22 protein-coding genes are annotated in these 26,241 nt (G+C 58.2%); 10 read left to right on the forward strand and 12 right to left on the reverse strand.

The window, feature by feature from the left end; genetic code table 11:
• Positions 1-4: 4 nt before the first annotated feature.
• Entirely contained in the window at positions 5-820 is an 816-nt protein-coding gene (locus tag A9Q02_RS08640) for a hypothetical protein (RefSeq protein WP_097651956.1), read from the reverse strand.
• A 167-nt stretch (positions 821-987) separates the two neighbouring features.
• Here A9Q02_RS08640 and A9Q02_RS08645 point away from each other — a divergent pair, with 167 nt between their 5' ends.
• The 10 genes from A9Q02_RS08645 to A9Q02_RS08690 all read left to right on the forward strand — a co-directional run bounded on the left by A9Q02_RS08645 (position 988) and on the right by A9Q02_RS08690 (position 13,659).
• Positions 988-1,698 (forward strand): DnaD domain-containing protein, encoded by a 711-nt coding sequence (locus A9Q02_RS08645; RefSeq protein ID WP_097651957.1) that lies wholly within the window; start codon positions 988-990, stop codon positions 1,696-1,698.
• Positions 1,658-2,479, forward strand: a complete 822-nt coding sequence (locus A9Q02_RS08650; RefSeq protein ID WP_245860464.1) for an ATP-binding protein — start codon at positions 1,658-1,660, stop codon at positions 2,477-2,479. Before A9Q02_RS08645 ends, A9Q02_RS08650 begins: the two co-directional genes overlap by 41 nt.
• 67 nt (positions 2,480-2,546) lie before the next feature.
• Entirely contained in the window at positions 2,547-3,485 is a 939-nt protein-coding gene (gene argF, locus A9Q02_RS08655) for an ornithine carbamoyltransferase (protein ID WP_097651958.1), read from the forward strand.
• A gap of 52 nt (positions 3,486-3,537) precedes the next feature.
• Positions 3,538-6,831 carry a tetratricopeptide repeat protein gene (locus A9Q02_RS08660; protein WP_097651959.1) on the forward strand — a complete coding sequence of 1,098 codons (3,294 nt, stop codon included), beginning with the start codon at positions 3,538-3,540 and terminating at the stop codon, positions 6,829-6,831.
• A 135-nt stretch (positions 6,832-6,966) separates the two neighbouring features.
• Positions 6,967-7,785, forward strand: coding sequence for a diadenylate cyclase CdaA (gene cdaA, locus A9Q02_RS08665; RefSeq protein ID WP_097651960.1), 819 nt, complete (start codon positions 6,967-6,969; stop codon positions 7,783-7,785).
• Positions 7,786-7,813: 28 nt separating this feature from the next.
• Positions 7,814-9,229 carry a CdaR family protein gene (locus A9Q02_RS08670; RefSeq protein WP_097651961.1) on the forward strand — a complete coding sequence of 472 codons (1,416 nt, stop codon included), beginning with the start codon at positions 7,814-7,816 and terminating at the stop codon, positions 9,227-9,229.
• 194 nt (positions 9,230-9,423) lie between these two features.
• On the forward strand, positions 9,424-10,818 hold the full coding sequence (locus A9Q02_RS08675; protein ID WP_097651962.1) for an FAD-dependent oxidoreductase: 1,395 nt from the start codon (positions 9,424-9,426) through the stop codon (positions 10,816-10,818).
• A gap of 66 nt (positions 10,819-10,884) precedes the next feature.
• Positions 10,885-12,045, forward strand: coding sequence for a glycosyltransferase family 4 protein (locus tag A9Q02_RS08680; protein WP_245860465.1), 1,161 nt, complete (start codon positions 10,885-10,887; stop codon positions 12,043-12,045).
• The gene (locus A9Q02_RS08685; protein ID WP_097651964.1) at positions 12,045-13,025 is read left to right on the forward strand and encodes a hypothetical protein; all 981 of its coding nucleotides are present in this window, start codon (positions 12,045-12,047) and stop codon (positions 13,023-13,025) included. The genes A9Q02_RS08680 and A9Q02_RS08685 overlap by 1 nt, the downstream gene beginning before the upstream one ends.
• 148 nt (positions 13,026-13,173) lie before the next feature.
• Complete coding sequence (locus A9Q02_RS08690) at positions 13,174-13,659, forward strand: DUF4332 domain-containing protein (protein WP_172450802.1); 486 nt, start codon at positions 13,174-13,176, stop codon at positions 13,657-13,659.
• 105 nt (positions 13,660-13,764) lie between these two features.
• On the opposite strand, the gene hypE is transcribed toward A9Q02_RS08690, so the two are convergent.
• From hypE to A9Q02_RS08745, 11 genes are all read right to left on the reverse strand, one after another.
• Positions 13,765-14,811, reverse strand: a complete 1,047-nt coding sequence (gene hypE / locus A9Q02_RS08695; protein ID WP_281256881.1) for a hydrogenase expression/formation protein HypE — start codon at positions 14,809-14,811, stop codon at positions 13,765-13,767.
• 5 nt (positions 14,812-14,816) lie between these two features.
• Positions 14,817-15,905, reverse strand: coding sequence for a hydrogenase formation protein HypD (gene hypD / locus A9Q02_RS08700; RefSeq protein WP_097651973.1), 1,089 nt, complete (start codon positions 15,903-15,905; stop codon positions 14,817-14,819).
• 3 nt (positions 15,906-15,908) lie between these two features.
• Positions 15,909-16,166 carry a HypC/HybG/HupF family hydrogenase formation chaperone gene (locus A9Q02_RS08705; RefSeq protein ID WP_097651975.1) on the reverse strand — a complete coding sequence of 86 codons (258 nt, stop codon included), beginning with the start codon at positions 16,164-16,166 and terminating at the stop codon, positions 15,909-15,911.
• Positions 16,167-16,170: 4 nt separating this feature from the next.
• Entirely contained in the window at positions 16,171-18,582 is a 2,412-nt protein-coding gene (hypF, locus tag A9Q02_RS08710; RefSeq protein ID WP_245860466.1) for a carbamoyltransferase HypF, read from the reverse strand.
• Positions 18,583-18,601: 19 nt separating this feature from the next.
• Entirely contained in the window at positions 18,602-19,243 is a 642-nt protein-coding gene (hypB, locus tag A9Q02_RS08715; RefSeq protein WP_097651979.1) for a hydrogenase nickel incorporation protein HypB, read from the reverse strand.
• A gap of 73 nt (positions 19,244-19,316) precedes the next feature.
• On the reverse strand, positions 19,317-19,658 hold the full coding sequence (locus A9Q02_RS08720; protein WP_097651981.1) for a hydrogenase maturation nickel metallochaperone HypA/HybF: 342 nt from the start codon (positions 19,656-19,658) through the stop codon (positions 19,317-19,319).
• The gene (locus A9Q02_RS08725; RefSeq protein ID WP_097651983.1) at positions 19,651-20,136 is read right to left on the reverse strand and encodes a HyaD/HybD family hydrogenase maturation endopeptidase; all 486 of its coding nucleotides are present in this window, start codon (positions 20,134-20,136) and stop codon (positions 19,651-19,653) included. The genes A9Q02_RS08720 and A9Q02_RS08725 overlap by 8 nt, the downstream gene beginning before the upstream one ends.
• Before the next feature lie 255 nt (positions 20,137-20,391).
• A complete protein-coding gene (locus tag A9Q02_RS08730; protein ID WP_097651985.1) occupies positions 20,392-22,977 on the reverse strand; it encodes a sensor domain-containing protein in 2,586 nt (861 codons plus the stop codon).
• A gap of 62 nt (positions 22,978-23,039) precedes the next feature.
• Positions 23,040-24,575 carry a circadian clock protein KaiC gene (gene kaiC, locus A9Q02_RS08735; protein WP_172450804.1) on the reverse strand — a complete coding sequence of 512 codons (1,536 nt, stop codon included), beginning with the start codon at positions 24,573-24,575 and terminating at the stop codon, positions 23,040-23,042.
• Positions 24,576-24,614: 39 nt separating this feature from the next.
• The gene (locus A9Q02_RS08740; RefSeq protein ID WP_483862429.1) at positions 24,615-24,875 is read right to left on the reverse strand and encodes a circadian clock KaiB family protein; all 261 of its coding nucleotides are present in this window, start codon (positions 24,873-24,875) and stop codon (positions 24,615-24,617) included.
• Positions 24,876-24,961: 86 nt separating this feature from the next.
• Complete coding sequence (locus tag A9Q02_RS08745; protein ID WP_097651989.1) at positions 24,962-26,167, reverse strand: PAS domain S-box protein; 1,206 nt, start codon at positions 26,165-26,167, stop codon at positions 24,962-24,964.
• Positions 26,168-26,241 lie beyond the last annotated feature (74 nt).

Below are 26,241 nucleotides of genomic sequence, written 5' to 3' on the forward strand. Positions count from 1 at the left end.
AGCGTCAACGCCGAGCGATCGGCAGATAGACAACATACGATGGTGGATTGCGCAGGTAGGAAACCTCGACATTGAGCAGATAAAGTTGCCCCGCAAAGGTTTCGCTATTGGTCGCATTGCCCCGTAACAAGAAGAATGACCAGAGTGGTGCGTCGGCGAGGTTGCTGTCGGACAGGGTGAAACTCTGGCTGTAGATGCGGTACCACGACGGGCCACTCGGGAAGGTCAACAGGCTATCGGCATCCCGTGTTCCCGGATTGGTCAGCCATTCACCCGAGTTGGGCGTGTAAGTGTTGAGCTTGAGCCGCCAGTTGACCGCCCCGGCCCCGTTGCCGCCTAGCGCAAAGAAGACCCGCACCGTCACCGGCGAAGTGCCGTCCCAATCCGCCGGACGCGCCAGGTAGAACCCGGCTTCGTCACTCACATTCGCCGCCCACCGCAGCGCCAGGTCGTTGTCCATCACTACATTGGTCGAGTCAACATCACGAATAAACGCCGCCGGACTGACGCTGACACTGCGCGTAAGCACGCCCGTCTGCGCAACGATTGGCATACGACCCGTCGTAATTCTCGACCACCCGAGGCGCAATGGTGGCGCAAAGCGCACAGAACGTGACCGCAGACCACCCTGGAGTTGGTACGTTCCACCACTCATCGAGGCTTGAGGGGGTGCATCGTTGTACGCCGAAAAGGCGCGCCCGGGCTGCATAAGCCTGAATGTACCAAGCACTATCGCCAAACCGATCAAAACCAGCCCGAAAAAGAATAACTGTTGAGGAGGGATCCCCATGCGCCGAAACAGCGGCTCTCGTTTTTCCATATGCGCACTCCTGAGGAACTGGCGCAAACCGATACGCACCGGGGCAAGGTGAGTATAGCATATCAGTCTGCGCTAGCATATTCAGCAATTGCCAACATTCCCGCGGGGTGGTACCATACCAGGACAGTCACGCTGTACCATTGCTCATGGCGACCCGAGGTAGCCCTATGGCCTTTGCTGGTTTTTCGACCGATACGCTCGTGAGCCTGCCGCCTGAACTCTTTAGCGAGGTCATTCCGAATATTACGCTGCCAAGTGAACTCAAGGTGACACTCCATATCTTCTATCGGCTGAGTCGGCAGCGGGTTACACCGCGGCGTGTTAGCTGGGACGAACTCCACAGCGATGTCTTGCTGCGCCGTTCGCTCCGGAGTGTCAGCAAACTGCGTCCGTTCGATGATTTGCTTAGCGAAGGATTGGGGGCTGCCGTGCGCCGGGGCACGCTGTTGCACCTGGCGCTCCCTGTTGAAGAGCGGGTGCATAATTGGTATCTAGTGCATACCACGCTCAACCGTACCTGGGTTGAACGCCTCACCAACGCACGCACGGTGCTCGCCCCGACAAGTGAACTGCCCGAACGCCCGTCGGTGATCGGGCTCTACGAGCAAAATATTGGCCTGGTCACCCCGATGCTGATTGATGAACTACGCGAAGCCGAAGAGCGTTACCCCCGTGAGTGGATCGAAGAAGCCATGCGCGAGGCGGTACGCTCGAATGCACGCTCGTGGCGCTATATTCGTAAAGTGCTGGAGAGGTGGGCAGCCAATGGACGACAAGATGCGGCGGATCGCGCCGAACGACCTATCGATATCGAGAAATATACCAGCGGCGAGTTCGATGGACTCTTCCGCCGCGGCAGCGATGAATCCGATCTCTGAGCAAGCTCCCGATGAGCCTGAAGAGGTCTGCCCTCGCTGCAAAGGGGCAGGCTATTATTTGCTTGATGTTCCCTTTGGGCATCCCGAGTTTGGGCAGTTGATTACCTGCCACTGTCGCGCCGCCGAAAAACAACAACTCCGCCGTCAGCGTTTGCTCGAAATAAGCAACCTCGGGCCGTTTAGCGGCAAGACGTTCGAGAACCTTGATGCTGGCGTGCCAGGCCTTGCGCGCGCCTATGCCCGCGCACGCAAGTTTGCCGAGCAACCTACAGGCTGGTTAATCTTTTTTGGTGGCTACGGCTGTGGCAAAACCCATCTCGCCGCGGCCATTGCGAATGAAATCCTGCGCAACCATTTTTTGACGATCCTCTTTACGGTGGTTCCCGATCTGCTTGACCATCTCCGCAGCACGTTTGGGCCAAGCTCAGAAATTGCCTACGACGAACGGGTCGAGCAAGTGCGCAATGCCGATGTCTTGATCCTTGATGACCTGGGCACCGAAAATGCAACCCCCTGGGCCCGCGAGAAGTTGTTCCAGATCTTCAATCACCGTTATAATTATGGCCTGCCAACCGTGATCACGAGCAACCGTGAGCCAAAGGAGATCGATCCGCGTATCTTTTCCCGGATGAGCGACCGTGAATTGTGTGATGAGATCATTATGATTGATGCCGGTGATTATCGGCGCCTCGCCCCAACTCAGCGCTTTGAACAGCGGAAACAGGATCACCTACGCCGTATGGGGCGTACCCCTTCAGAACGTGGCCCGCGCAAGACCTGAACATGAATTGCCTGGTAATAGTCTGATGCTACAATTGAGGCATGCAGATGGGACGGAGTAAAGCGTTATGCAAAACCATTTCTTGTCGGCGGCAGATTTGAGTCGTGATGAGGCCGAGACATTGCTGGAACGAGCAACTGAACTTAAGGCTGAATGGCATGCAGGTGCCACCTCGGGGATACACGCAACCTGGCCCCTGAAGGGCAAGACCCTCGCCCTGGTCTTTGAGAAGCCCTCCCTACGTACGCGCGTGGCGTTTGAAGCAGGGATGACCCAACTTGGCGGCAATGGCTCGTATCTGTCGGCAAATGATATTGATATGGGAGGGCGTGAAAGTGTGCCCGATGTGGCGCGGAACCTGAGTCGCTGGGTGCAGGCGATTGCCGCCCGGGTCTTCAAACACACAACCGTCGAAACCCTCGCTCGCCACGCCGATGTCCCGGTGATCAACGCCCTCTCGGATCGCGAGCATCCCTGCCAGGCCCTCGCCGATCTGTTGACCTTGCGCGAGCGCTTCGGGCGCCTCCAGGGCTTGCAGTTGAGTTATCTCGGTGATGGCAATAATGTCTGCCATTCGCTGATGCTGCTCGGGGCGACCCTCGGGGTCAGTGTGCGCGTTGGGTGCCCGGTGGATTATCAACCTGACCCCGATATCCTCGCCCACGCCGAACTTCTCGCCGCCAACAACGAGGCAACGATTACGGTGACGGCCTCACCCGTTGAGGCGGTTGAAGGGGCTCATGCGATCTATACCGACGTCTGGGCTTCGATGGGCCAGGAACACGAAGTCGCCCGCCGCCGCCCGGTCTTTGCCCCCTATCAAGTCAATGCCGCGCTGATGGCATATGCCGATCCTGCCGCCATCTTTATGCACTGTCTCCCTGTCCACCGTGGTGAGGAAGTCAGCACTGAGATTATTGATGGCCCCCAGTCGGTTGTCTTTGATCAGGCCGAGAACCGTCTGCATGTACAAAAAGCCCTGATCCTGACGCTTCTTAAGTTGTGACATGGATCGTGCCACACGGCACAGTGCATGATGCAAAAGTGAATGATGACCTATGGCAGGAAATCGCGCAATCTTTGATCGGGCCATGGAGCAGAGTCGTGAAGCGGCCCGCCTCAACAAATGGGACGAGGCGCTCAAGGCCATTATCCGGGCCCTACAAGAGTTCCCCAACGATACCGATGCCCGGATCAGTGCGGCCGTGGCGCTCTTTCATGCCAATAAACTCGACCGAGCCCTGCAACTCTTCGAGGATCTGCGTGCGGCGGATCGGCAAAATCCGTTCTTTCTGAGCTATATCGCACGAGCTCAGGCCCGCCAGGGCGATAGCAAGGCTGTTGAGAGCTATCGCGAACTGGCCGAGTTGCACCTGACACAGCAACATCCTATGCAGGCGATTGAGGCCCTCCGCGAATTGTTGCGGCTCAAACCGGCTGCCTCCGCCCAGCGCGCCCAACTCGCGCACCTGTATGAAGAGGCTGGCGGCATCCGGGAAGCCGCAGCGGAACATTTGACGCTTGCGCGTGAACTCCTTGAGCAACAGCAATTAGATCTGGCCGCCGAAGCCGCCGAAACGGTCTTGCGCCTTGACCCGCAGAGCCGCGAGGCCCGCGATCTGATTGTGACGATCCGTGACGCAATGGCCCGTTCGGCCGGGCTTGAAGCAAAGCCCGGCGCAGAACCAGGTGGGGGCCAGGCGGCCCCCACCCCTGAAGCACGTCGTAGTCGGAGCGGGGTGACCGGCATCCTGCGTACCCAACAGTTTTCGATCGAGAAACTTGTCGAGCAAGCCCAGAAAAAGCAAGAGGCAGGCGCCATCGATGAGGCGGCCAGGCTCTATGAAGAGGCCCTTGCCGCCGGGCTCTCGCGGGCCGATGTGCTCTATTCGCTGGGCCTGATCTATCAAGAACGAGGCGATCACCGCTTGGCGACCAATGTGCTGACGCGGGCCGCCGCCGATCCCGAATATGCGCTTTCTGCCCACTTTGCCCTTGGACAGAGCTACAGTGAGCTCGGACAGTTGCCGCAGGCGGCCCAGGAATTTGAACAGACGATCCAGCTCGTCGATCTCGAGACCATCGGACGCAACGAGGCCGATGATCTGATCGAGATGTATCAGAACGCCGCGACAATCTATGAGCAGATCGGCGATCTGGCCCATGCAGCGGCGCTCTATGATACGCTGGCCGGTTTTCTCGAGAGCAAGCGCTGGGGCCGCGAACGTGCGGCCGAGTTCAAGCAACGCTCGAAAGCGCTCACTGACCGCAATATGTTCGCCAAGTTGCGCTCGATCAATACCGGTGCGCTCACACCTCAAGGGGAAGCCGAACCGGCCCAGGTTGACACCACCACCAGTTCGGAGGTATGGGGCAAGATCCGCCCCATTACCGATTTCTTGCGCGGCGGCAAAACACCAACGACCGGTGCGCTGACCAACCGTGCAAGTACCCCAACCATTCCCGAGCCGATGATCGCGCTCGAAAACATGCCTATAGGGGATGCTCCCGATGCTGCGCCCCTCACGCCCCTTGATACCAGTGAACTCGACGCTGAAGCAGCAGGTTGGGTTGAGTTGAGTAGCAAGTATCTGGAACAGGGGTTGATCGAAGCCGCCCTCGATGCCTGCCACGAGACAATCCGCGTCGCGATGGATTATCTGCCCATCCATCTGCGTATGGGTGAAATCTATGAACGCCAGGGACGTCCCGAAGAAGCCCTGACCAAGTATCAGTTATTGATCGATACCTATGAGGTGCGCAGAGAGGCCCATAAGTCGATTGATGTCTATTATCGGATGCTTGACCTCGCACCCGATACGCTTAATGTGCGCCTGCGCCTCGCGGAAACGCTGCGCGACGCGGGGCGCATCGAAGAGGCTGTCAGCCAGTTTTTGCAGGTAGCCGGGACCTATTTTCGTCTCGGACAGAGCAATAAGGCCCTGGAAGAATATCGAAGTTTGCTCCAACTCGCCCCCAAACACCGCGAAGTGCATGCCCACTATGGGCTGACCTTGCTGAAACTGGGCCGCTACGACGCCGCCCTTGATGCCTTCCGACGTGCGCTTGAACTGGGACAAGCTGATGACCCAGTCGCCGTCGCTCGCCTCAATGTCACCCTGGCCTTGATGGGCGAACATCCCGCTGCCGTCTGGGATTCGCTCGCAACAGTGCTCGATCTGCTCAAGCAACATCCCGGTGAGTTTAGCGCAGTCCAGGCCGAGTATCGCGGGATTCTGTTGAGCGCCGACCATGCGATCGTCCACTATATTCTTGCCGTGACGCAACAACAGTCCGGGCAACACACCTCAGCGCTGCTCGAACTCGAACAGGCCGAGGCGTTGCTTGCCGATGAAGCAGCGATGCTCTTGCCGCCCGTCTTGGTTTACCAAGCGGCCGCGAATAGCCATTTTGCCCTGGGCAATGCCGAGGCCGCCTTGGCACAGTTGCGCCAGGGGTTGGCCGTCAGCGATCAGCCGATGATCGATCCAGGGGTCAAGCATACCTTTGCCGTCCCCTTGAGCAAAGGCGATCTGATCCGCCGGATGGCCGAAGCCTATGCGGCGTCAGATGATATCGCCGGGGCCGAAAAGGCGCTGCTTGAAGCCCGTCAACTGTTACCCTATGACCGCGCCATCTATACCAAACTCGCCGATGTCTACTTCCGCCAGGGCAAACTCCCCGAGGCTCTGGCCCAACTGGAAGATCTGGCGACCCATTATGAAGAACGCCAACAACTCGATCGGGCGATCGAAGTCCTTGAGTATGCCCTCAAACTCGCCCCCAACCATATCGCGATCCGTGGACGCGTTGCCCGCATCCAGTTGCGACGGGGCTACCTCGATAAAGGCGTCGATGGCCTCGTGCGCCTCGCCGAATTGCAACGCCGCGCCGGGCAACTCAAAGATGCGGTGGCTTCCCTGCAAGAGGCGGCGCAGGTTCACTGGACACTCAGCAATCACGATAAGGCCCGCGAGGTTTATAACAAGATTGTCCAGATTGCCCCCACCGATATCGAGGCTCGTCAGTGGCTCGCCTTGATGTACACACTGATGCGCCGCCCCGACGAGGCGATTGCCGAAAAGAAGCAGATCGCACGCATTTTCGCCCAGCAGCAAGATTATGAAAATGCGATTGCTGAGTTGCATCAAATTATTGCCCTCGACCAGACTGATGTCGAAGCATACTATATGCTCGGCGATATGCTGATGCGTCGTGAAGAGTATGCCCAGGCATTGCAACTCTATGCGCGCTTGATCAAGATGGAGGGCGTAGACCAGGCGCGGGTTGAGGCGTTGATCAATGCCGCAAATCGGATGATGCAACAACGCAAGCAGCAAGTGCGTTCATGATGATCGCAACGTATGACAAACTGAGATTTGTCTGTAGCGTGGGTGAAGCTTGCCATTTCTGGGTTCAGTTGAGTTGACAGGGTTGCTGTGGCACGTTACCCTAATAATACTGGTAGAGACTTCAGGTAAGACGCTATGGACTTCTCTCGTCTGTGGGCGCGGCTTAATCCACTCACCTCGCCCTATGCCATTCTTGATATTCTGATCGTCGCCATGCTGATCTTCTGGCTGCTCGGGATCATTCGTGGTACTCGAGCAGTGCAGTTGTTGCGCGGGGTCGGGATTCTGCTGACCCTCGCTTTGATTGTCGGAACCGTCACACGGGATCAACTCCAGACCCTGGCATGGCTCTTGAATACGATTATTGCTCCAGCTCTAATCGTTGGTGTCCCAATCCTCTTCCAACCCGAGCTCCGCCGTGCCCTCGAAAGCCTGGGGCGCTCGAGTGAGTTCCTGAGCCGACCGCTCGCTGGGATCAATCGCTCAGAGATCCTCGATACAATCGGCACGATCGCTCGTACCGCGCAGCAGCTCTCGCAACAGGGGGTGGGGGCTTTGATTGTGATTGAACGGTCAACTCAGTTGCAAGAATATGCTGATCGCGGGGTCATTATCGACTCGCGGGTCTCGCTGCCCCTCCTGATGAATATCTTCTATCCCAATTCGCCCCTCCACGATATGGCCGTCATTGTGCGCGGCAATCGCATTCTCGCCGCGAATGTGGTCTTGCCCCTGAGTGAGGATATTACTGGTCCGCGCCGCTATGGCACACGCCACCGCGCCGCCAAGGGGATCAGTGAACAGTCTGATGCCCTCGCCATCGTTGTCTCAGAAGAGACCGGGGCGATTTCACTTGTCCAGGACGGCCGTATGGCAAGCTATTTGACTGAAGCCCGTCTGCGCACCATGCTGGCTGGTCTGTTGCGCGTGGCCCAGGATGAGGCAACCTCATGAAGACTAGCCATCGGCAGGCGACGCGCTTATGACACCGGTGCGCACTACGTTGATGCGTCTCGCTCTGGCCCTCAGTTTGAGTTTTGCACTCTGGGCTTTTGTCTCGTTTAGCGAAAACCCTGAAGAACGTGTCACCTTTCCCGAAGTGCAATTGCAGGCCATTGGCCTCGGTGATGAACTAGTGCTTGTCGATAGCAACAGTATGCCGACCCAGTCCTTGCCCCTGGTTCAGATTACCCTTAGTACCGACCGCCAACAATTGGCGAACCTCCGCCCGGTGGATGTTCGGGCAGTGCTGGATCTTACCGGCCTTGGGCCTGGTGAACACCTCGTGCCAGTCAATGTGCAACCTACCCGCAGCAATGTTTCGTTTCGCACCGTTGCTGATGGCGTCGAACCTTCGGTCGTGCCGATCCGCCTGGAACAGATCAGTAGCCGTACGGTGCCGATCCGGATCGATCTGCTCGGCAGTCTGCCCTTTAGTTTTGAACGAGGCGAGCCAAAAATAAGCTCCGGTGGGGGGCCAATCACGACCGTCCAGGTGATTGGCCCGCTCAGCCGCATTGAACGCGTCGAAGAAGCGCGCACCATCGCCAATATTGCCCAGTTGCGGGCGACTTATTTGGGGCCGCTGACCCTGACCGCCGTTGATCGCGGGGGGGTTGCGATCGACGGCGTGCGCCTTGATCCCGGGATTGTGACCGTCGAGATCCCGATCAATCCGGTCGTCGGCCTTAAACTCGTGCCCGTGGTGCCAACCATCGATGGACAACCTGCGCCCGGTTATGCGGTGCGCAATGTGATCATCTCACCACCGTTGATCACGCTGGCTGGCAGTTCGGGACCGCTCGATGCGATTGATGTGTTGGCAACGCAGCGAATGAGTATTGAGGGGGCCAGTCAGACGGTGGTCTCGATTGTTGCCCTGATCTTCCCCGACGGTACCTCTGCCCGTGAGGGTGAACCGGAACAGGTGCAGGTCACTGTCCAGATCGCGCCGATCGAGCGGCCTTTCCAGGTCGAACTGCCCGTGCAGGTGACCACCACTGGCCTCGGGCCGGGCCTGAATGCGAGCCTCAATCCGGCTGTCGTGACGGTACAGGCTTCGGGGAGCAACGCCGCGCTGAATGATCTCGCCAATCGCCCCCTGGCCGCAACCGTCGATCTGAGTGGGCTAGAGGCAGGGAGCTATGTCCTTGAGGTGCGACTGAACCTCCCGTCGGGGATTACCCTCAATGGCGCGCTGCCTACCGTGCAGGTTACCCTCCGCCCTCAGGTGATCCCGCCAACTGCAACGGTGCCGGTACCAACGCCTGGCGAGACAGCCACCCCTGTGACCGAATCTGGGCAAACAGCCACGCCAACTGACCCCAATCCTCCCGGTCAAGAACCAACCGTGTCACCCGAACCAGCGCCGACTACCGAGCCAACCCCAACGCCATAAGTAGTCTGTGAACACGTACGCGCATAGCACATTTTGCTTAAACCTTCGGTGTATGGTATCATCTCGCAAAGACACCCCAAAGAACAAGAGCAAGCCTATATACGTTTTGCATGCATGCGTCCGTAGGGGTGATCTACCTTGATTTTCTGTCTTACGACTCCACCGGTCGAATGGCCTGCCGAAGGAGCCTTACCGTGAGTGTACAACTCGGAACTGTGGAACGTCCGCTTCGAGTCGCGATTGTCGGTGCCGGTCCCGCTGGTTTTTACGCCGCAGAAGCGCTGCTTAAGCAGAAAGATCTCGTCTGCCAGATTGATTTTATCAATCGCCTGCCGACTCCATATGGCCTGGTGCGCGAAGGGGTTGCACCTGATCATCAGTCGATCAAGGCCGTAACCCGCATCTACGACAAACTCGCTGCGTTGCCCAATGTCCGTTATTTTGGGAATGTGACGTTTGGCCGCGATCTCTCCCATCAGGAACTGAAGGCCCATTACGATCAGATCATCTATGCAGTTGGGGCTCAGTCTGACCGCAAGATGGGCGTGCCCGGCGAGGAGTTTCTCGGTAGTCTGCCCGCGACGATCTTTGTTGGTTGGTATAACGGCCATCCCGATTATAGCGACCGCCATTTTGATCTGAGCCACGAGCGGGTAGTGGTGGTGGGCAATGGCAATGTTGCGATGGATGTGACGCGTATCCTCGCCAGCAATCCCGATGAACTCGCAAAAACCGATATGGCCGATTATGCGCTTGGCGTGCTGCGCACAAGCCAGGTGCGCGAAGTCGTCGTGCTTGGTCGCCGTGGTCCCGCCCAGGCCGCCTTTACCAATCCTGAGTTGAAGGAGTTTGGTGAACTCGAGGGTGTTGATGTGATTGTCGATCCCGCTGACCTCGAGCTCGATCCGCTCAGTGAGCAGAGTCTGGCCGAAGATAAGACAGCCACCAAAAATGTTGATATGCTGCGTGCCTATGCCGCTCGTGGCGCAACTGGTGCACCAAAACGCATTGTGATGCGCTTCCTCGCCTCACCGGTCGAGGTGCTCGGTGAGGATGGCAAGGTGGTTGGGGTCAAGATTGAACGCAATAAGCTGGTGCAGGCTGCGGATGGTACGCAGCGGCCCCGCGGCACCGGTCAGTACGAGACCCTCGCTTGCGGGATGATCCTGCGCTCGGTGGGCTATCGTGGCGTCAGGTTGCCCGGGGTGCCTTTTGATGAGACGAGTGGAACGATCCCCAATGTGGCCGGGCGCGTGGTGCGCACACGCAGCGATGAGGTTGTCCCTGGTGAATATGTAGTCGGCTGGGCTAAACGTGGGCCGTCGGGCATTATCGGGACGAATAAGCCCGATGCTGCGGCAACCGTGGCGATGATGATCGAGGATTTGCCTACGCTCACCCCGGCACCCGGTGATGGCGCCGTCGAGAAGATCCTCGAAAGTCACGGTGTGCATTATATTACGTTTGCCGATTGGAAGATCCTTGATGCTCACGAGGCGCGTCGCGGCGTTGAACAGAGCCGCCCTCGCGTCAAAGAGACCAATGTGGATCGTATGATGGCGGTTATTCAGGAAGGCCGCAAGGGTTAGTCACACGTGCGTATTGCCATGCTCGCCCCATTCGGGGTGCGCCCCAAAGGAACCTTGCTGGCGCGAATGTTACCACTCGCACGCGCACTCGTGCGGCGTGGGCACGTGGTTACGCTTGTCGCACCACCCGTGCATAATCCCGAAGATGCCGGGACACGGGTGGTGCTCGATGGGGTAACGGTGATCCATACCCCCCTGCCAACGTCGCCTGGTGCCGTCACTATTCTTGAACAGAGTGCCTCGTTGTTGCGGATTGCGCTTGATAGCCACCCGCACCTGTTGCACCTCTGTAAACCCAAGGGCTATAGCGGTCTCGCGGCCCTCGCTTCCCGTGCCCTCTCACCCCGGGTGCCCCTGGTGGTCGATAGCGATGACTGGGAAGGCTGGGGCGGCTGGAATGAGTTGCTGCCCTATCCTTCCAGCGCTCGCTGGCTCTTTGCCTGGCAAGAACGCGATTTGCCCCGCCGTGCTGCAGCGGTGACGGTGGCGAGCCGTACCCTCGAAAGCCTCGTCTGGTCGATGGGGGTGCCACCCGAGCGTGTCTTCTATTTGCCCAATGGCATTGAGCCCGCTCTCTTTGATCATGATGAGGCAGACGAGTGGCACGACCACCTGCCCCTCTTTCCCCTTGATGAGCCAGACTTGTTGCCTGCCTATCAACCCTATCCTACCCTGCTGCTCTATACGCGCTTCTGGGAAATCGATCTGCACGAGTTGGTGGCCGCCCTGGTGACGATCTATACCGCACGGCCTGGCGTACGCTTGATTGTGATTGGGCGGGGCGAGAACGGGGAAGAACAGGATCTGCTCGCCTGGGCTAACCGAGCTGGCTTTGCGCCAATGCTTGACTATCGTGGGTGGCTCGATCCCGCCCTCATCCCTGAGGTGATCGCCGAGGCCACCATTGCGCTTGTGCCAACACGTGATACGCTGATCAATCGCGCCCGCTGCTCGGCCAAGTTGCTTGAATTGATGGGCTTTGGCCTCGCGGTCATCGCGAGTGATGTCGGTGAGGCCCGCAATATGCTGATCCACGAAACGAGTGGCTTGCTGGTGCCGCCTGGTAATCCTGCCGCCCTCGCCGCAGCAACGCTGCGCCTCATTGATGATGAGATCCTGCGCATGCGCCTCGCCGATAACGCGCAGATCGCGGCAACTGAGTATAGCTGGGATCGCCTCGTGGTGATCGCTGAACAGGCCTATGCGGTCGCAATGCGAGATCTGTGATGTTCGACTGGCTCTTTGGCTCACGTAAACAGGCTCAACGCCACGACCAGGGCGTGCTCCAGGGTCCACCAGCAACCGTAGATCCAATCACGCTGCGGGTCAGCCTGATTACCCACGCGCCCATCCTGGAAGCCCGTGGCGGGCTTCGCCTCTACGAGTATTTCAACTGGCACAATCCCTTGGCGCTTGCCCAAGCGTACGCCGCTGATCTGCGCACGGCCTCGGGTGGCATCGCACGCTACGACATTGTCGAACATCAGGTTGTTGATGGCTATCCCGTCAAACGCGATGGGTTTGCCTACGACGATGCAACCTATCTCCGGGCGATGGCTCGCCAGCAGAGCTTTCATCAGCCCGATGCCGTCGACTATGAGCGCTTGATCGCGACGTTCGATCTCAAGCGCAAAGTGCTCAGTGGTGCGATTGACGAAGTCTGGCTGATGGGCTTTCCCTATGCTGGCTATTACGAAAGCCAGATGGTGGGGGCCGGGGCGATCTGGTGCAACTCGCCACCGCTGGCCTCGCCCGATCTCTGCCCACGACGCTTCGTTATCATGGGCTTCAATTATGAACGCGGCGTTGATTGTATGCTCGAAAATTTCGGCCATCGGGTCGAGTCGATCATGAGCCACATCTACCGCAACCATCAGGGCGAACGCAACCTCTGGGAGCGCTACATTCGTTATGAGCTACGTCACCCTGGACGCGCCGAGTGTGGCAATGTTCATTTTGCCCCTAATAGCACCCGCGATTACGAGTGGGGCAATGCACGCCCGGTGCTGTCGCGCGCCGATACCTGGTACAATTTCCCCGACCTCAGTGGTTCACCACGGATGATGAATGCGCAAGACTGGGGCAACGGCGATATGCGCTTGCATCACCTCTGGTGGCTCGATCATCTACCCCGTGGCGCTGGGGCAACCGATGGGGTGCAAAACAACTGGTGGTGGTATGTGTTGTGCCCTGATCGGGCGTTCTAAGCGGGCCTGCGGCCCGCTTAGAACGCCCGATCAGGGCGAGTCTGGGGAGCCTGCGGCCCTGAACTCAATCTCTTCAACGAGTCGCCATGAAGTTGGTATAATAGATCAGTGTGACGTGACGTATGGCAAAACATTAGGAGGTTCTTGCATGTCGGATAAGAAGATCAGTGAGGGCGAGGCAGTCAAGACAGATGGGGCCGTGAGCTTTATGACGAAGCTTGGTTCGATTGCGAGCCTCGATCCTGAGCTGGTCAAGAAATTGAATAGCCTCGATATCATGACCAATGTCGCTCTGCTCGAACGCGGTGCGCAACCCGAGGGCCGCGATGAGATCGCGGCGAGTGCTGGCATTGATCAGGTTGAACTGCTCAAAGCGCTCTATTTGATGGATCTCGAACGGGTAAATGGCGTGTCGTGGACCAATGCGACGCTGCTGACCGCCGCCGGAGTCACGACGGTGCCTGATCTGGCCTTCCGCAATGCCGAGGATCTGTTGCCCCAGTTGAAACAGGCCAATACAGAACTGGGCTTGCTTAAACGCTCCCCTACCCCCAAGGTGGTCAAAGGCTGGATCGAACACGCACGTGAGTTGTCCCAGGTGCTCTTTTTTGGCGGGAACGCTGAAGTCTATTAGGGCCAGTTTGACGCAAAGGCGCAAAGACGCAAAGGGTTTTGAGCTAGCTGCATGCGCAGCTTTGCGCCTTTGCGCCTTTGCGTCAAAGCATCCTACGAATGACGCTCAACAGATGCGCGGCAATTGCTCGCCACTCAACATGTCAACACTGCGCAGGCCTCCGATGCGTGAACGCATCACGACGCTGCCTGGATGCTCACTCGTCACCTGGCCAATCATGGCCGCCTGCGCTCCCAGCGGGTGCCGACGCAGGGCTTCGAGGGCCAGGGTGGCGTAATCTGCCGCAACAATCACCAGGCATTTGCCTTCGTTAGCGACGTAGAGCGGGTCAAACCCGAGGATTTCACAGGCGCCACGCACCGCTTCATCAAGCGGAAGGTTCTTCTCTTCAAGCAGGATGCCAACCCGCGCCGCCTGTGCAATCTCGTTGAGCGCCGAGGCGACGCCGCCGCGCGTTGGGTCGCGCAAGACATGCACTGCCGGCCCAGCCACTGCGAGCAGATCGGCGACCAGGGTGTGCAGGGGGGCCGAGTCACTCTCAAGCGCGGTCTCGAATTCAAGGCCTTCGCGTACCGACATGATCGCAATGCCGTGATTGGCTAGCGGGCCACTGACAATCACGATATCGCCTGGTTCGGCGCGTTGCGGGTCGATCTGGATGCCCGGCGGGATCAGGCCAAGGCCCGTCGTGTTGAGAAAGATGCCGTCACCTTTGCCCCGATCAACCACCTTGGTGTCGCCGGTCACAATCGGCACCCCAACGGCACCCGCCGCATCACGCATACTCTGCACGACCCGCCACAGCGTCTCCATCGGCAGGCCCTCTTCAATGATCATCCCAACCGAAAGGGCGAGAGGCTGCGCCCCACACATCGCGAGGTCGTTCACCGTGCCATGCACCGCCAGTGAACCGATATCGCCGCCAGGAAAGAAGAGCGGGCTGATGACATACGAGTCGGTCGAAAAAGCGACCCGGGCCCCACCCACCTCCAACTGCGCCCCGTCATGCAGGCGATCCAGGCTCGGATTGGTCAACGCCGGCTGAATCAATTGCTCGATCAGCATCTGCGTCAACCGCCCGCCCCCGCCATGCCCCATCGTCACCGTTGGATACTGGCTGAGCGGAATGGGACAGACTGCTTCAAATGCCACGCTTGTTACTCCACACTTGCATAGTGAAAATAGGCCGCACACGCCCCCTCCGACGAGACCATCGGTGCGCCGAGCGGATGTTCGGGCGTACAGGCTGTGCCAAAAGCAGAGCAATCACACGGGCGCGCATGACCCTGCATAATCTTGCCAGCAATGCAGAGTGGTGATTCGGCAGCCGCGATCGCCTGGACGTTGAAGCGCACTTCGGCATCATAGGCCGCAAAAGCCGGCCGCAGACCGAGGCCGCTCTGCGGGATTATGCCAATGCCCCGCCACTGCCGTGAGCGCACTTCAAAGACCTCGGCCATCAAGCGTTGGGCATGGCGATTGCCTTCGGGCGTCACCGCCCGCGCATACTGGTTCTCGACCCCCCAGAGGCCCTTTTCCAGCATCGCAACCGTCATATAGATGCCCTGCAGCAGATCAAGCGGCTCGAAGCCGGTGACGACAAGCGGCACCCGGTAGCGCTCGGCAAGCGGCAGATACTCGTGATAGCCCATCACCGCACAGACGTGACCCGCCGCAAGAAAGCCCTGCACACGATTGCTCGGCGCACCAAGGATCGCCTCCATCGCCGGGGGCACCAATACATGCGCCGAGAGGATCGAGAAGTTGGACAGGCCAAGCCGGTGGGCCAGGTGAACCGCCATTGCATTGGCCGGTGCCGTCGTCTCGAACCCGACCGCAAAGAAGACAACCTGACGGTCAGGATGCTGTTGGGCAAGCTTGACCGCATCGAGCGGCGAATAGACAATGCGAACATCGCCGCCGTCCGCTTTGACACTGAGCAAATCACGCGCTGAACCAGGCACCCTGAGCATATCGCCAAACGAGGTAAAGATCACCTCGGGGCGCGCCGCAATCGCCAACGCCCGATCGATCAACTCGAGCGGCGTCACACAGACCGGGCAACCAGGACCGTGGACAAGCTCAATTGACGACGGCAACAACCGATCAATGCCCGCCTTGACCAGCGTATGCGTCTGACCACCGCAGATCTCCATCAGCGTCCACGGGCGCGTCACCAGACGTCTGATTGCCTCGAGCAACTGCTGCGCCTCGGCTTCACCGCGATATTCATCAACAAAACGCATGGCTTACTCCGGTTGTTTGAGGGCCAACTCATCAAGCTCATTCATCTCGCGCAGATACTCAAAAACCCTGGCGGCCTCTTCTTCATCAACAATGCTCAGGGCAAACCCAACATGCACAATCACATACTGGCCGACCTGCACCTCGGGCGTATAGGCGAGACAAACCGACTTGACGATCCCCCCAAAATTCACACGGCCCATCAGAATGCCATCGCGTTCTGGTTCAACGGCAATCACTTTGCCAGGTACACCAAGACACATACGCCTACTCCATTCCAGGGACAAAGGTATACGCCCGTGCGATCCGCACAACTTCGGTCAGCGTATAGCCTTCGATGCGTGCGGCAGCAGCCGCGAGTTGACCCAGACTGATCCCGCCATCATTCGGTGGCACCTGGCGAGGCAAAAGTGTCCGCTTCCCACAGGCACCCAGCACAGCAACGGCACGCTCGGCCAAAAGACGGTTCTGGAAACAGCCCCCACTCAGCACAATCACCGGCGGATCAATCATCCGCGCAACGGCCACCATGCTCGACACCATCGCATTGTGGAAACGCGCACTGATCCGTTCAATCGCGACGCCACGCCGCAGATCCGCCAGCAGCGCAATCAATGTAGGTCGCCAATCGAGGGAAGAACCAACCAGCATAAATGGGTAGCTCACGGTTTCATAGGGATCGGCGACATACTCAAGCATCATCGCCGCCTCACCTTCAAACGTCACCCGCTGACAAAGACCGAGCAACGCCGCCACCCCATCAAAGAGTCGTCCCGCACTACTGGTTGATACACACTGCGCCCCCGTCTGGAGCATCCGCGACATCACTACCCGCTCGTGCGCGGTAAAGGTTTGCAACGGGGCAAGATCGTCCCACTCCATCGCCTGAACCCCATCAATCGCATAGAGCAGCGCCAGGGCCGTGCGCCGTGGTTCGCGGATCGCGGCATCGCCCCCAGGCAACAGAAAGGGCCGCAGGTGAGCCACACGCTGCGAGTAGGCCACATTGCCATAGAGGAACTCGCCGCCCCAGATCGTGCCATCTAAACCGTAGCCTGTCCCGTCCCAGATGATCCCCAGCGCCAAGCCTTGAATCTGATGCTCGGTCATACACGAGGCCAGGTGCGCGTGGTGATGCTGAACGCTCAGCACTTGAGCGCTCGCTGGCAGGACACCATCGCCCCTACGCTGGACAAACGTGGTCGTAAAGTAGTCAGGATGGAGATCGTGGACAATTGCCGTCGGCGTGGCGGCATAGAGGCGCATCAGATCGGCGACCACCTGCCCAAAGAGCGTCCGCGCTTCAGGGGTGGCGAGATCACCGAGATGTTGACTCAGCAGCACCTGGCGGCCAACACTCAGCGCGATAGTATTCTTGAGTTGCGCCCCCAACGCAAGGATCGATGGGGCCGGGTGCTGGAGGATGACCGGCGCTGGCGCATACCCTCGCGCACGCCGCAACAGGCGCGGTTCACCACCAAGAAGCATCGCGACGCTATCATCAGCCGGGCGCATAATCGGGCGATTATGGACAAGCAGCCAATCGGCAATGCCGGTCAGGCGCTGCAACGCATCGGCTTCATCAATCGCAATTGGTTCGTCGGTCAGGTTGCCACTCGTCGCCACGACTGGTGCCTCGAGCGTATCAAGCAACAGATGATGCAGCGGCGTCGTGGGCAGCATCAGGCCGAGGTACGGATTACCCGGGGCAATCCCGGGCGCAACCCCGGCCTCGTCTCGCCGTCGCAACAGCACAATCGGCGCTTCCGGCGAAGCCAACAGATCCGCCGCTTCCTGGGGCACCAGGCACAATGTCTCAGCCATCGCCAGATCGCGCACCATCAGGGCGAGCGGCTTGGTCGGGCGCTGTTTGCGCGCCCGCAGACGCGCCACGGCTTGCTCGTTCCGCGCATCGCAGATCAGTTGAAACCCGCCGAGCCCCTTGACCCCGACAATCTGGCCCGCCAGGATCGCCGCGATCGCCCCGCGCAGGGCTACGTCACCCTCAGCCAGCACGGTCGCGCTTGTTGGCATACAGACGGCATGGTGAAGAGTTGGAGATTCTGCGCCCTCAGGCACCTGCCAGAGGGCCAGCTGTGGCCCACAAACGGGGCAGGCGTTTGGCTGCGCATGGAAGCGGCGGTCCAGCGGATTTTCGTACTCAGCACGGCAGACCGGACAGAGTTCAAACGACCGCATGGTTGTTACCGGGCGATCATAGGGCAACTGCTCGATAATGCTAAACCGTGGGCCGCACTGGGTGCAATTGGTAAAGGGGTAACGGTAGCGACGATTGGCGGGATCGCGCACCTCGGTGTGGCACTGCGGGCAAGTCGCAAGATCGGGCAACACCTGCACCGAAAGCAAGCCCTCGGCATCACTCTCGCGAATCTGAAACCCGTGAAAACCAACTGGCTCAACCCAGTCAACTGACGCAGCAAGAATACGGGCGACCCGGGGATGCTCGTTGAGGATGCGCGTATGAAAAGTCTCAAGCTGGTCACGCCGACCCTCAACCTCGATCACCACCCCATCAGGCCCATTGAGCACCCACCCCGTGAGCTTCGCCTCTAACGCACAGCGATAGACGAAAGGCCGAAACCCAACCCCCTGCACCGCCCCGTGGAGTTCGAGACGGAGCCGGATCAACTGTTCCTCACCGTGAGCTTCATTGCTCAAGCTTGCTCTCTCCATAGCTCTAGACCCGACTCAGAACCCAATCGATCCACTGATCAAGGCCCGCGCCCGTACGACACGAAACCGTGAAGATGGGAGCTTCGGGATTCACCATCTGCACGCCACGGCGAAAGAACTCAAGATCAAAGTCAAAGACGGGGCAGAGATCGGCTTTATTCAACAGTACTACATCCGCAGCCGCAAACATGCCCGGATACTTATACGGCTTATCGTGGCCCTCAGGCGCACTGGCAACCACCACATTGGCATGGGTGCCCAGCTTGAAATTCGCCGGGCAGACCAGATTGCCCACATTTTCCACCATCAAGAGCCGTAGACTGGAGAGATCGAGATGGGGCAGCGCCGTGCGGATCATTGGTGCATCGAGATGACAGCCGCCGCCGGTATTGATCTGCACCACCGGCAAGCCACGGGCCGCGATTGTCTCGGCATCAAGCGACGAAGCCAGATCGCCCTCAATCACCCCAAGGCCCACACCGACAGGCAGGCGTTCCGCCGTTGCCAGGATCAAAGCAGTTTTGCCGGCACCCGGTGAAGCCATCACATTCACCGCAAAGAGACCTGCCGCATCAAAGGCAGCGCGATTCTCGGCAGCGACGGCATCATTGTCACTCAAAATCGCCTGAACAACATTCACCTTCATTGGCGTACCTCCCGTTGTTGCTCAACTGTAGCCGATAATCCAGGTGACAAGATTGTGACTTGGCAACACTGCGTTACAATTCTTCGACTTCAATGCTCGCGAGGTAAAACTCAGTGCCACCGCTGACACGCAGTTGCGATGAGCCACAGGCAGGACAAGCGAACGGCAAAGGCGGATCAACCGGAGTAACAACCTGGCAGGCGAGGCAGGTTGACTGGGCAGAAACACGGCGAAAGCGAAGCAGCGCCCCTGCGGCAAGCGTCTCACGGCTCAGGATCTCAAAATAGAACTGCACCGAGTCATCAACAAAACTACTCAGGCTCCCAACGACCAGATCGATCGCGAGGATACGGCGACCATCAACCGCCTGAAGCGCCACACGCAAAATATGCTCGGTCACTGACAACTCATGCATCGCGATCCTGCCTGGCAATACCCCAACCCTGCAACTCGGCGGCCACTGCGTCGAGTAGCGCGGGCAAACGAGCGGCAACCGTTGCACTCAACGCGGTACCAAGCTCAAGCCGTGCGGGCACCATGCCCCAGAGCACGCAGCGCGACGGCATCGCACCTTCGAGGCTCCCCAGGGCCAACAGTTCGGCGAGACCAACGTGATGCAGCGAAAGTTGACGAGCCATCCCTGCCGTAATCGCCTCGCCTTCAAGGCGCACCAGACTCCCAGGGGGATCATCAGTCACCACGGCATCGACCATCAAGAGGTTCGCCACCCCAACAAGCTGCGGCAACAGATGCAAACCAAGCGTCTCGCCGTCAAAGACCACCACATCGGGCAGTGTACCATACCAGCGCTGCAACTGCTGGCATGCGTGGCTACCAAGCCCATCATCAGACATGATTGGATTGCCAAGCCCCAGAATAAGTGTAGGTTGCATCGGCAGACCGTCCTCAGTAGTCTGTAACTTAAGTTTTCTGACATGCGTGCAGCCATGTCATGCTGAGTACCAAGTGGCCCACGGGCCAGTGATGCTGTGAGCAACCAGGGTGTTGCCCAGGCCCGCCCTTGTCACCCCGAACGAACGTGAGGGGTCTTCCATGACGATCAGTGCAGATTCCTCACTGCGCCTGCCCTGAGCGCAGTCGAAGGGTTCGGAATGACCGTGGAGCCGTTGCGTCAAACAACCTGTCGCTCAAAGCGCTGCCATCCCGGTACGCAACACCTCGGCAAATTGTTCAGGAGGAATTGGTTTGCTGAAAAGATAGCCCTGGAAGAAATCGCAGCCCATGTCGTGCAAAAACTGATACTGCGTCGTAGTTTCGACCCCTTCGGCAACAACCTGCATACTCAGATGATGCGCAAGGGTAATGATTGCATTGACAATCCCGCGGTCACTGCTATCTTTTTCGAATCCGATTTTGCTCACAAATGAGCGATCAATTTTAAGAACACTGATCGGCAAGCGTTGCAAATAGGCCAGCGATGAAAAGCCCGTGCCAAAATCATCAATCGCGAGACTCAACCCAAGGCTACGGAGGCTACTCAACTGACGCATCACCGCTTCGACATTGCCCATCAACATACTCTCGGTCAACTCAATCTCGATCCGCTCTGCCGCGACGTTTGTTTCGGCAAGGATCTGGGTCAAGGTAGCGATGAAATCCTGTTGCGAGAACTGTAACGCGGATACATTGACCGCAATGCGGACGGCAGGCAGGCCCGCTGCATCCCACACCCCGATCTGGCGGCAAAGCTCGCGGAGGCACCACTCACCAATTGGCACAATCAAGCCAAGCTCTTCAGCAAGGGGAATAAACCGTGCGGGAGGAATCTGGCCCAAATCAGGATGCTGCCAGCGCAACAACGACTCAGCGCCAATCACATGGCGTTCGCGATCCACCTTGGCCTGATAATGCAAGCTCAACTCACCCCGTTCGATAGCGCGACGCAAATGCGTTTCAAGCTGCAGGCGGGCAAGTGCAGCGGTGTTGACCGTCGCATCAAAAAACTGAAAACTATTGCGGAGCGTGCTTTTGGCGCGATACATCGCTGCTTCAGCACTACGTTGCAGCGCATCAGCATTTTCGCCATCATGCGGATAGAGGCTAGCCCCAATGCTCGCACTGACAAAGAGTTCCTGCTGGTTAATCACAAACGGCGTGCGCAGGGCATCGTGCAGACGGCGAGCGACGCGGGTCACCTGCTGTGCGCCGCTCACATCGGGCAAGACGAGCATAAACTCATCGCCACCACGGCGCGCCAGCGTATCGGTGGTCCGCACACAGCCCTCAAACCGGCGTGCCAACTGGATCAAGAGGGTATCGCCGACGGTATGGCCGAGCGTATCATTGATCTGCTTGAAGCGATCAAGATCGAGCATCATCACCGCCATCAAATTCCCCGAACGGCGGGCAATTTCAAGGGCCTGATGCAAGCGATCCTCAAAGAGCAAGCGATTAGGGAGACCGGTGAGTGGATCATGATACGATTGATACGCAAGCTGACGGGTATGCTCGTGCTGCTCAATCGCAATTGCCAGCAACTGCCCAACGAGTTCCATAAAGACCAGATCATCGGCATTCGGCACAAGCGAAACACGACGACAACAGATCAACTGAGCCACCACACCGAGCGCCCCGGCCCGCACCGGCGCACGCCAGACCATCACAATATGCCGAGCCGACAGCAAAGGGCGGAGGGCCGGCCAGAGTGCCTCGGCTTCAGCCATATCGATGGCCTGAATAGCCAGTGTATCACCTTCCGCATCATTGGCAGACAGCGCATAATCCTTGGCCCAGCGATCAAGGAGGGCAAGTTCATCGGGGAGGAGCATCTCACTAGGGAGCGAGCGAAAGACCTCGGCGTCAGGCACCAGCAACGCAATATAGATACTATCGGGATGCCTATTCTGGGTCATCAACAAAATACGTGCGACGACCGCCTCGAGGCTGCGCTGACGCGCAATCAACTCGAGGGTCTGGCGGCTATCGATCTCGAGGTCGTCGCGCTGATGCTGTCTAGTTGTCTCTTCGTGGGTCACAATCGCGTAGATCTTGTAGCCCTCACGACATGCCAGCACATTCATGGCAAACCAGCGCGTTCCCTGATCCATCACCAGCGCATATTCACTTTGGTAGTGGGATCGCTGACCCGCCAGCACGGCATGGAGCCCCTCGAGCATCGTCGGGGAAGGCGGCTCACTTGCTGCGATCAAACGTTTGGCCAGACGCAGATAACTGGATCCAATCTTGCCATACTCTGGGGGAAAGTTCTGGGTAGCAAGAAAGCTTTGCCAGGCATGATTAGCCGCAATAATCACGCCCTCCGTATCGATCATCACGACCCCAGAGGCCATACTATCAAGCGCCTGATGCAACAGTTGCTGCGACTCAACCAGCAACTGTTCGCCCCGGCGCTCGAAGGTCACATCGCTCATACGAACGAGATAGGCGGCTTCACCATACCAGGCAATCTCAGTCATCTCGAGGTTGATGATCGCAACACTCTGATCGGGGCGAACGATCGTCAGATCACCGATCTGCGCATGCGCCAACGGAAAGCCAAACTCGTGCCCAAGCAAATTCATCGCCGAACGCCCAAAGAGCGCTTCCGTTGCCGCATTCACCAGACGGATCACACCTTCTGCATCAACGACAGCGAGCGCTTCACGGGCCTCAGCAACCAGGGCTTGCACCGCATCTTCCGTAGCCAGAGGCAAAGGCGTTGATCCAGGCGTACCATCAGAATGAGTGCGGGAATGTTGCGGATCGAACGTCATACCACCTCACTGGACCATTGACGTGCCAGTGGCATAGCAGGGCCAGTCATACAGACACCAGGTCAACCTTCGGGCAGCAACGGATTGTCTTCATCACGGAAGAGCGCACTGAGACGCTCGATTTCGCTTGGCGCAACATGGGTAAACTGACCAGAGAGAATACCCGAGATATTCCGGAACGGTCGCCCAATATGCATCCCGGTACCATCAATCGAAAACTCACGAATATCTTTATCGTGCGCCGAGCCACGCATCTTCAGAACCGTCAAACCACGGCGCATCTCACCAAAGAGTTCGACATAGCGCAGCAGAATAATCGAGTCAGTGATCGTCGAAATATGCGCCTCGGTAATCGACGTCCCACCAAGCAGGGTCGGGGTCGTCGACGTATAGAGCCCGGCCATCTCTTGATGTTTAATAAACGAGGTGAGGCCAATCACGAACTCACGAAAGCCCTTGATCGTCGAAACGCGTTCAAGAGCCGAGAGGCTATCAATCGCCACACGCTGGGGGCGGAAACGCAGAATTTCATCCTGAATCGAAATCAACTGATCCTCAAGGCCAGTCACCTCAGGATAGTTACAAACCACCCGCAGGAGGCCATCCTGTTCCATCTGCTCAAAATCAACGCCCCAGCCAATCGCATTACGCGCCAACTGATCGCGGCTCTCTTCAAAAGCAAAGAGCAACGAACGTTCACCGCGCAGGGCACCCGAGGCCATAAAAGTCGTTGACATGAGCGTCTTACCGGTTCCGGTCGCCCCACTGACGAGAATAATCGAGTCGCGGAAGAAACCGCCCCCGCACATCCGATCGAGTTCAGGGGAACCCGAGCTAATCCGCACATTCGACGAGCGCTGCTTCAACTCAATCGCCGACAGCGGGATCACCACGATACCCTGCCCAGGGATCACGGTAAAGGGGAAGCCACCTTTTTGATGTGACGTCCCACGGAACTTGAGGATCTCGACGGTACGGCGGCGCTTTTCTTCTTCCAACAGATTGCGCAGGATAACCACATCATCAGTGACAAACTCTTCGACCCCATAGCGCCCGATATCACCATACTCGTGGGTACGTTCAGCCGTAATGACCGCTGTGAGGCCCATACTCTTGAGGGACGTCACAATACGGAACAATTCATTACGCACCACACGGGTATCAGCCAGACGATTAAAGATAGCTCCGAGGCTATCCATCGAAACGCGGGTCGCCCCGACGCGGCGCACCGCGTGCTCGATGCGAGCCAGCAGCGCACTGAGGTCATAGGCCCCCATAATCATCAACTCATCATCAGCCTGCGGCGAGGCATCGACAAACGCCCAGCGGCCCTGTTCCTCCCACTCGGCAATATTCCAACCAAAGCCAAGCATATTGCGACGGAGTGCCGCCGGCGACTCCTCAAAGGTCACAAAGACCCCGGCCTCACCGAGTTGCACGCCAGCAGCCAGAAACTGCGAAGCAAAGACCGTCTTGGCACTGCCCGCCGTACCCGACACAAGCGTGGTTCGTCCCCGCGGCAACCCACCATTTGCAATATGATCAAAGCCGGGGATACCAGTTGGTAGCCGCTCAATCACTGACACATCTGTAGCCAAGGTGCTTCTCCACTCTGGGCGTGAGCAAGGCCCGCAACCCTACAAACCATCATAAGGCAAATTCAAAGCAGCTAACAATTCTTCGGGAGGAACGCCAAGGTCGCCGATAATACGTCGCGGCGGCTCAGGAAACTCCTTGATCAAAGTTGGCGTCGCAAGAATTTTCCGTGCCTCAGCCTGCTGAGGATCGGCCAACACATCAATAATCACCAGATCGCACTCGTATCTAGCCAGTTCGCGCTCACAGAGGCGCCGTAGGGTTGCAATCGCACGTTCGGCACGCGGAGAGCGTCCAGCCACATACAGATGAAGAACTATTTTGCTGGGGGCAGGGCCATTCATGACACCTCACAGCGCAGCCTAAAAGCCTGATGCCTGCTCATTGGTTACCGTTGCTCCGACACGGGCGACCCCGGCTCATTTAACAAGGTCATCAGGCGGGCCCGATAGTATGACGCCAGATGACCCATCAACTCAAGAACAAGGAGACGCCCTTCTTCCAGATACGCCTGCTGCTTCACTTGCGGGGCATTGGCGCTCGCGGCACGAACACTAGCGAGATGCACCTCAATGACATCACGCGCGGTTGCATCATGGTTACCCAGATATTCACCAAGCTCACGGGGATCCTGTTCAATCGCATAATCAGGCTGAGCGCGATGTCTGAGCGACTCTTCGAGCAACTGTTTGTAAAATGTCAAAGCATGCCGAAACACATCAGGCAACCGTTGCCGCAGAACCCCTCCGGCCAGGGGTCGTTTATTCTGCGAGCGTTCACGTGACCGAACATCAACATCGCGCAATTCACGTTCAAACTCACTCAGACGAGCGCGCAACATCCGTGCTTCAGCCGCCGCCTCACTGAGCCGCCGATGTTCAGTGACATTCGTATGCGAAACGACGAGTCCCGGGCGGGTTCCACGCAGAGGGACAACCCGTAAGACAAACCAGCGTTCTTCGTGAGGGGCATGACAGGGATATTCTAACTCAAAAGACGCGAGGCGTCCTTCGAGCACCGCCCGCATCCCATCGAGCGTGATGGTTCCTTCTTCTGAGTCAAGCCCCATGGCGTGCTGACAGACAGTAAAATAGTTGACGCCAACACCAGTATACCGCAATTCGGGATCGCCGTTGGCACGGGCAAAATCACACCAGGACTCGTTCACGGCGATGATCATGCCATTGGCATCAAGCACCGCCAGGTGAACCGTCAACGAGTTCAGGATCGCCCAGTTAAAGGCTTCGGCATCACGTAATGCCTGTTGAGCGCGCCGGTGTTCGGTGATATCACGCAATGAAATCAACTGTGCCGGCGTGCCATCCCACTCGGTATCAACTACCCGCATCTCGGCAACCTGACTTGCCCCGTCAGGATGCAAGAGGTCTATTTCGGCCCGTTCACCGCGCAAAACCGGAAAACCAAAGATCTGCCCGATCAGATCATCGACACGCCGTCCAAGAATTTCGGCCGCCGCCGGGTTGAGAAAACGCACCAACCCATCACTGTCAACGACAATGATCCCATCGGCATTGGCCGCAACAATTTCACGTAGCTGAAAGTCGTCGGTTGGATAGCGCAGACTATCATCCATGGAAGACCGACTTACCTCAATCCTTTGCCGAGGCGGCGCATGTGCCACCTCGGACGCTATGTTATATGATCACA

Source organism: Candidatus Chloroploca asiatica (assembly GCF_002532075.1).
Taxonomy (GTDB): Bacteria; Chloroflexota; Chloroflexia; order Chloroflexales; family Chloroflexaceae; genus Chloroploca; species Chloroploca asiatica.

Bases quoted from the DNA above. Each gene is read 5' to 3' on its own strand.
- A9Q02_RS08640 (WP_097651956.1), bottom strand. From the start codon at position 820: ATGGAAAAACGAGAGCCGCTGTTTCGGCGCATGGGGATCCCTCCTCAA.
- A9Q02_RS08645 (WP_097651957.1), top strand. From the start codon at position 988: ATGGCCTTTGCTGGTTTTTCGACCGATACGCTCGTGAGCCTGCCGCCT.
- A9Q02_RS08650 (WP_245860464.1), top strand. From the start codon at position 1,658: ATGGACTCTTCCGCCGCGGCAGCGATGAATCCGATCTCTGAGCAAGCT.
- argF (WP_097651958.1), top strand. From the start codon at position 2,547: ATGCAAAACCATTTCTTGTCGGCGGCAGATTTGAGTCGTGATGAGGCC.
- A9Q02_RS08660 (WP_097651959.1), top strand. From the start codon at position 3,538: ATGGCAGGAAATCGCGCAATCTTTGATCGGGCCATGGAGCAGAGTCGT.
- cdaA (WP_097651960.1), top strand. From the start codon at position 6,967: ATGGACTTCTCTCGTCTGTGGGCGCGGCTTAATCCACTCACCTCGCCC.
- A9Q02_RS08670 (WP_097651961.1), top strand. From the start codon at position 7,814: ATGACACCGGTGCGCACTACGTTGATGCGTCTCGCTCTGGCCCTCAGT.
- A9Q02_RS08680 (WP_245860465.1), top strand. From the start codon at position 10,885: ATGTTACCACTCGCACGCGCACTCGTGCGGCGTGGGCACGTGGTTACG.
- A9Q02_RS08685 (WP_097651964.1), top strand. From the start codon at position 12,045: ATGTTCGACTGGCTCTTTGGCTCACGTAAACAGGCTCAACGCCACGAC.
- A9Q02_RS08690 (WP_172450802.1), top strand. From the start codon at position 13,174: ATGTCGGATAAGAAGATCAGTGAGGGCGAGGCAGTCAAGACAGATGGG.
- hypD (WP_097651973.1), bottom strand. From the start codon at position 15,905: ATGCGTTTTGTTGATGAATATCGCGGTGAAGCCGAGGCGCAGCAGTTG.
- A9Q02_RS08705 (WP_097651975.1), bottom strand. From the start codon at position 16,166: ATGTGTCTTGGTGTACCTGGCAAAGTGATTGCCGTTGAACCAGAACGC.
- hypB (WP_097651979.1), bottom strand. From the start codon at position 19,243: ATGAAGGTGAATGTTGTTCAGGCGATTTTGAGTGACAATGATGCCGTC.
- A9Q02_RS08720 (WP_097651981.1), bottom strand. From the start codon at position 19,658: ATGCATGAGTTGTCAGTGACCGAGCATATTTTGCGTGTGGCGCTTCAG.
- A9Q02_RS08725 (WP_097651983.1), bottom strand. From the start codon at position 20,136: ATGCAACCTACACTTATTCTGGGGCTTGGCAATCCAATCATGTCTGAT.
- A9Q02_RS08730 (WP_097651985.1), bottom strand. From the start codon at position 22,977: ATGACGTTCGATCCGCAACATTCCCGCACTCATTCTGATGGTACGCCT.
- A9Q02_RS08745 (WP_097651989.1), bottom strand. From the start codon at position 26,167: ATGGATGATAGTCTGCGCTATCCAACCGACGACTTTCAGCTACGTGAA.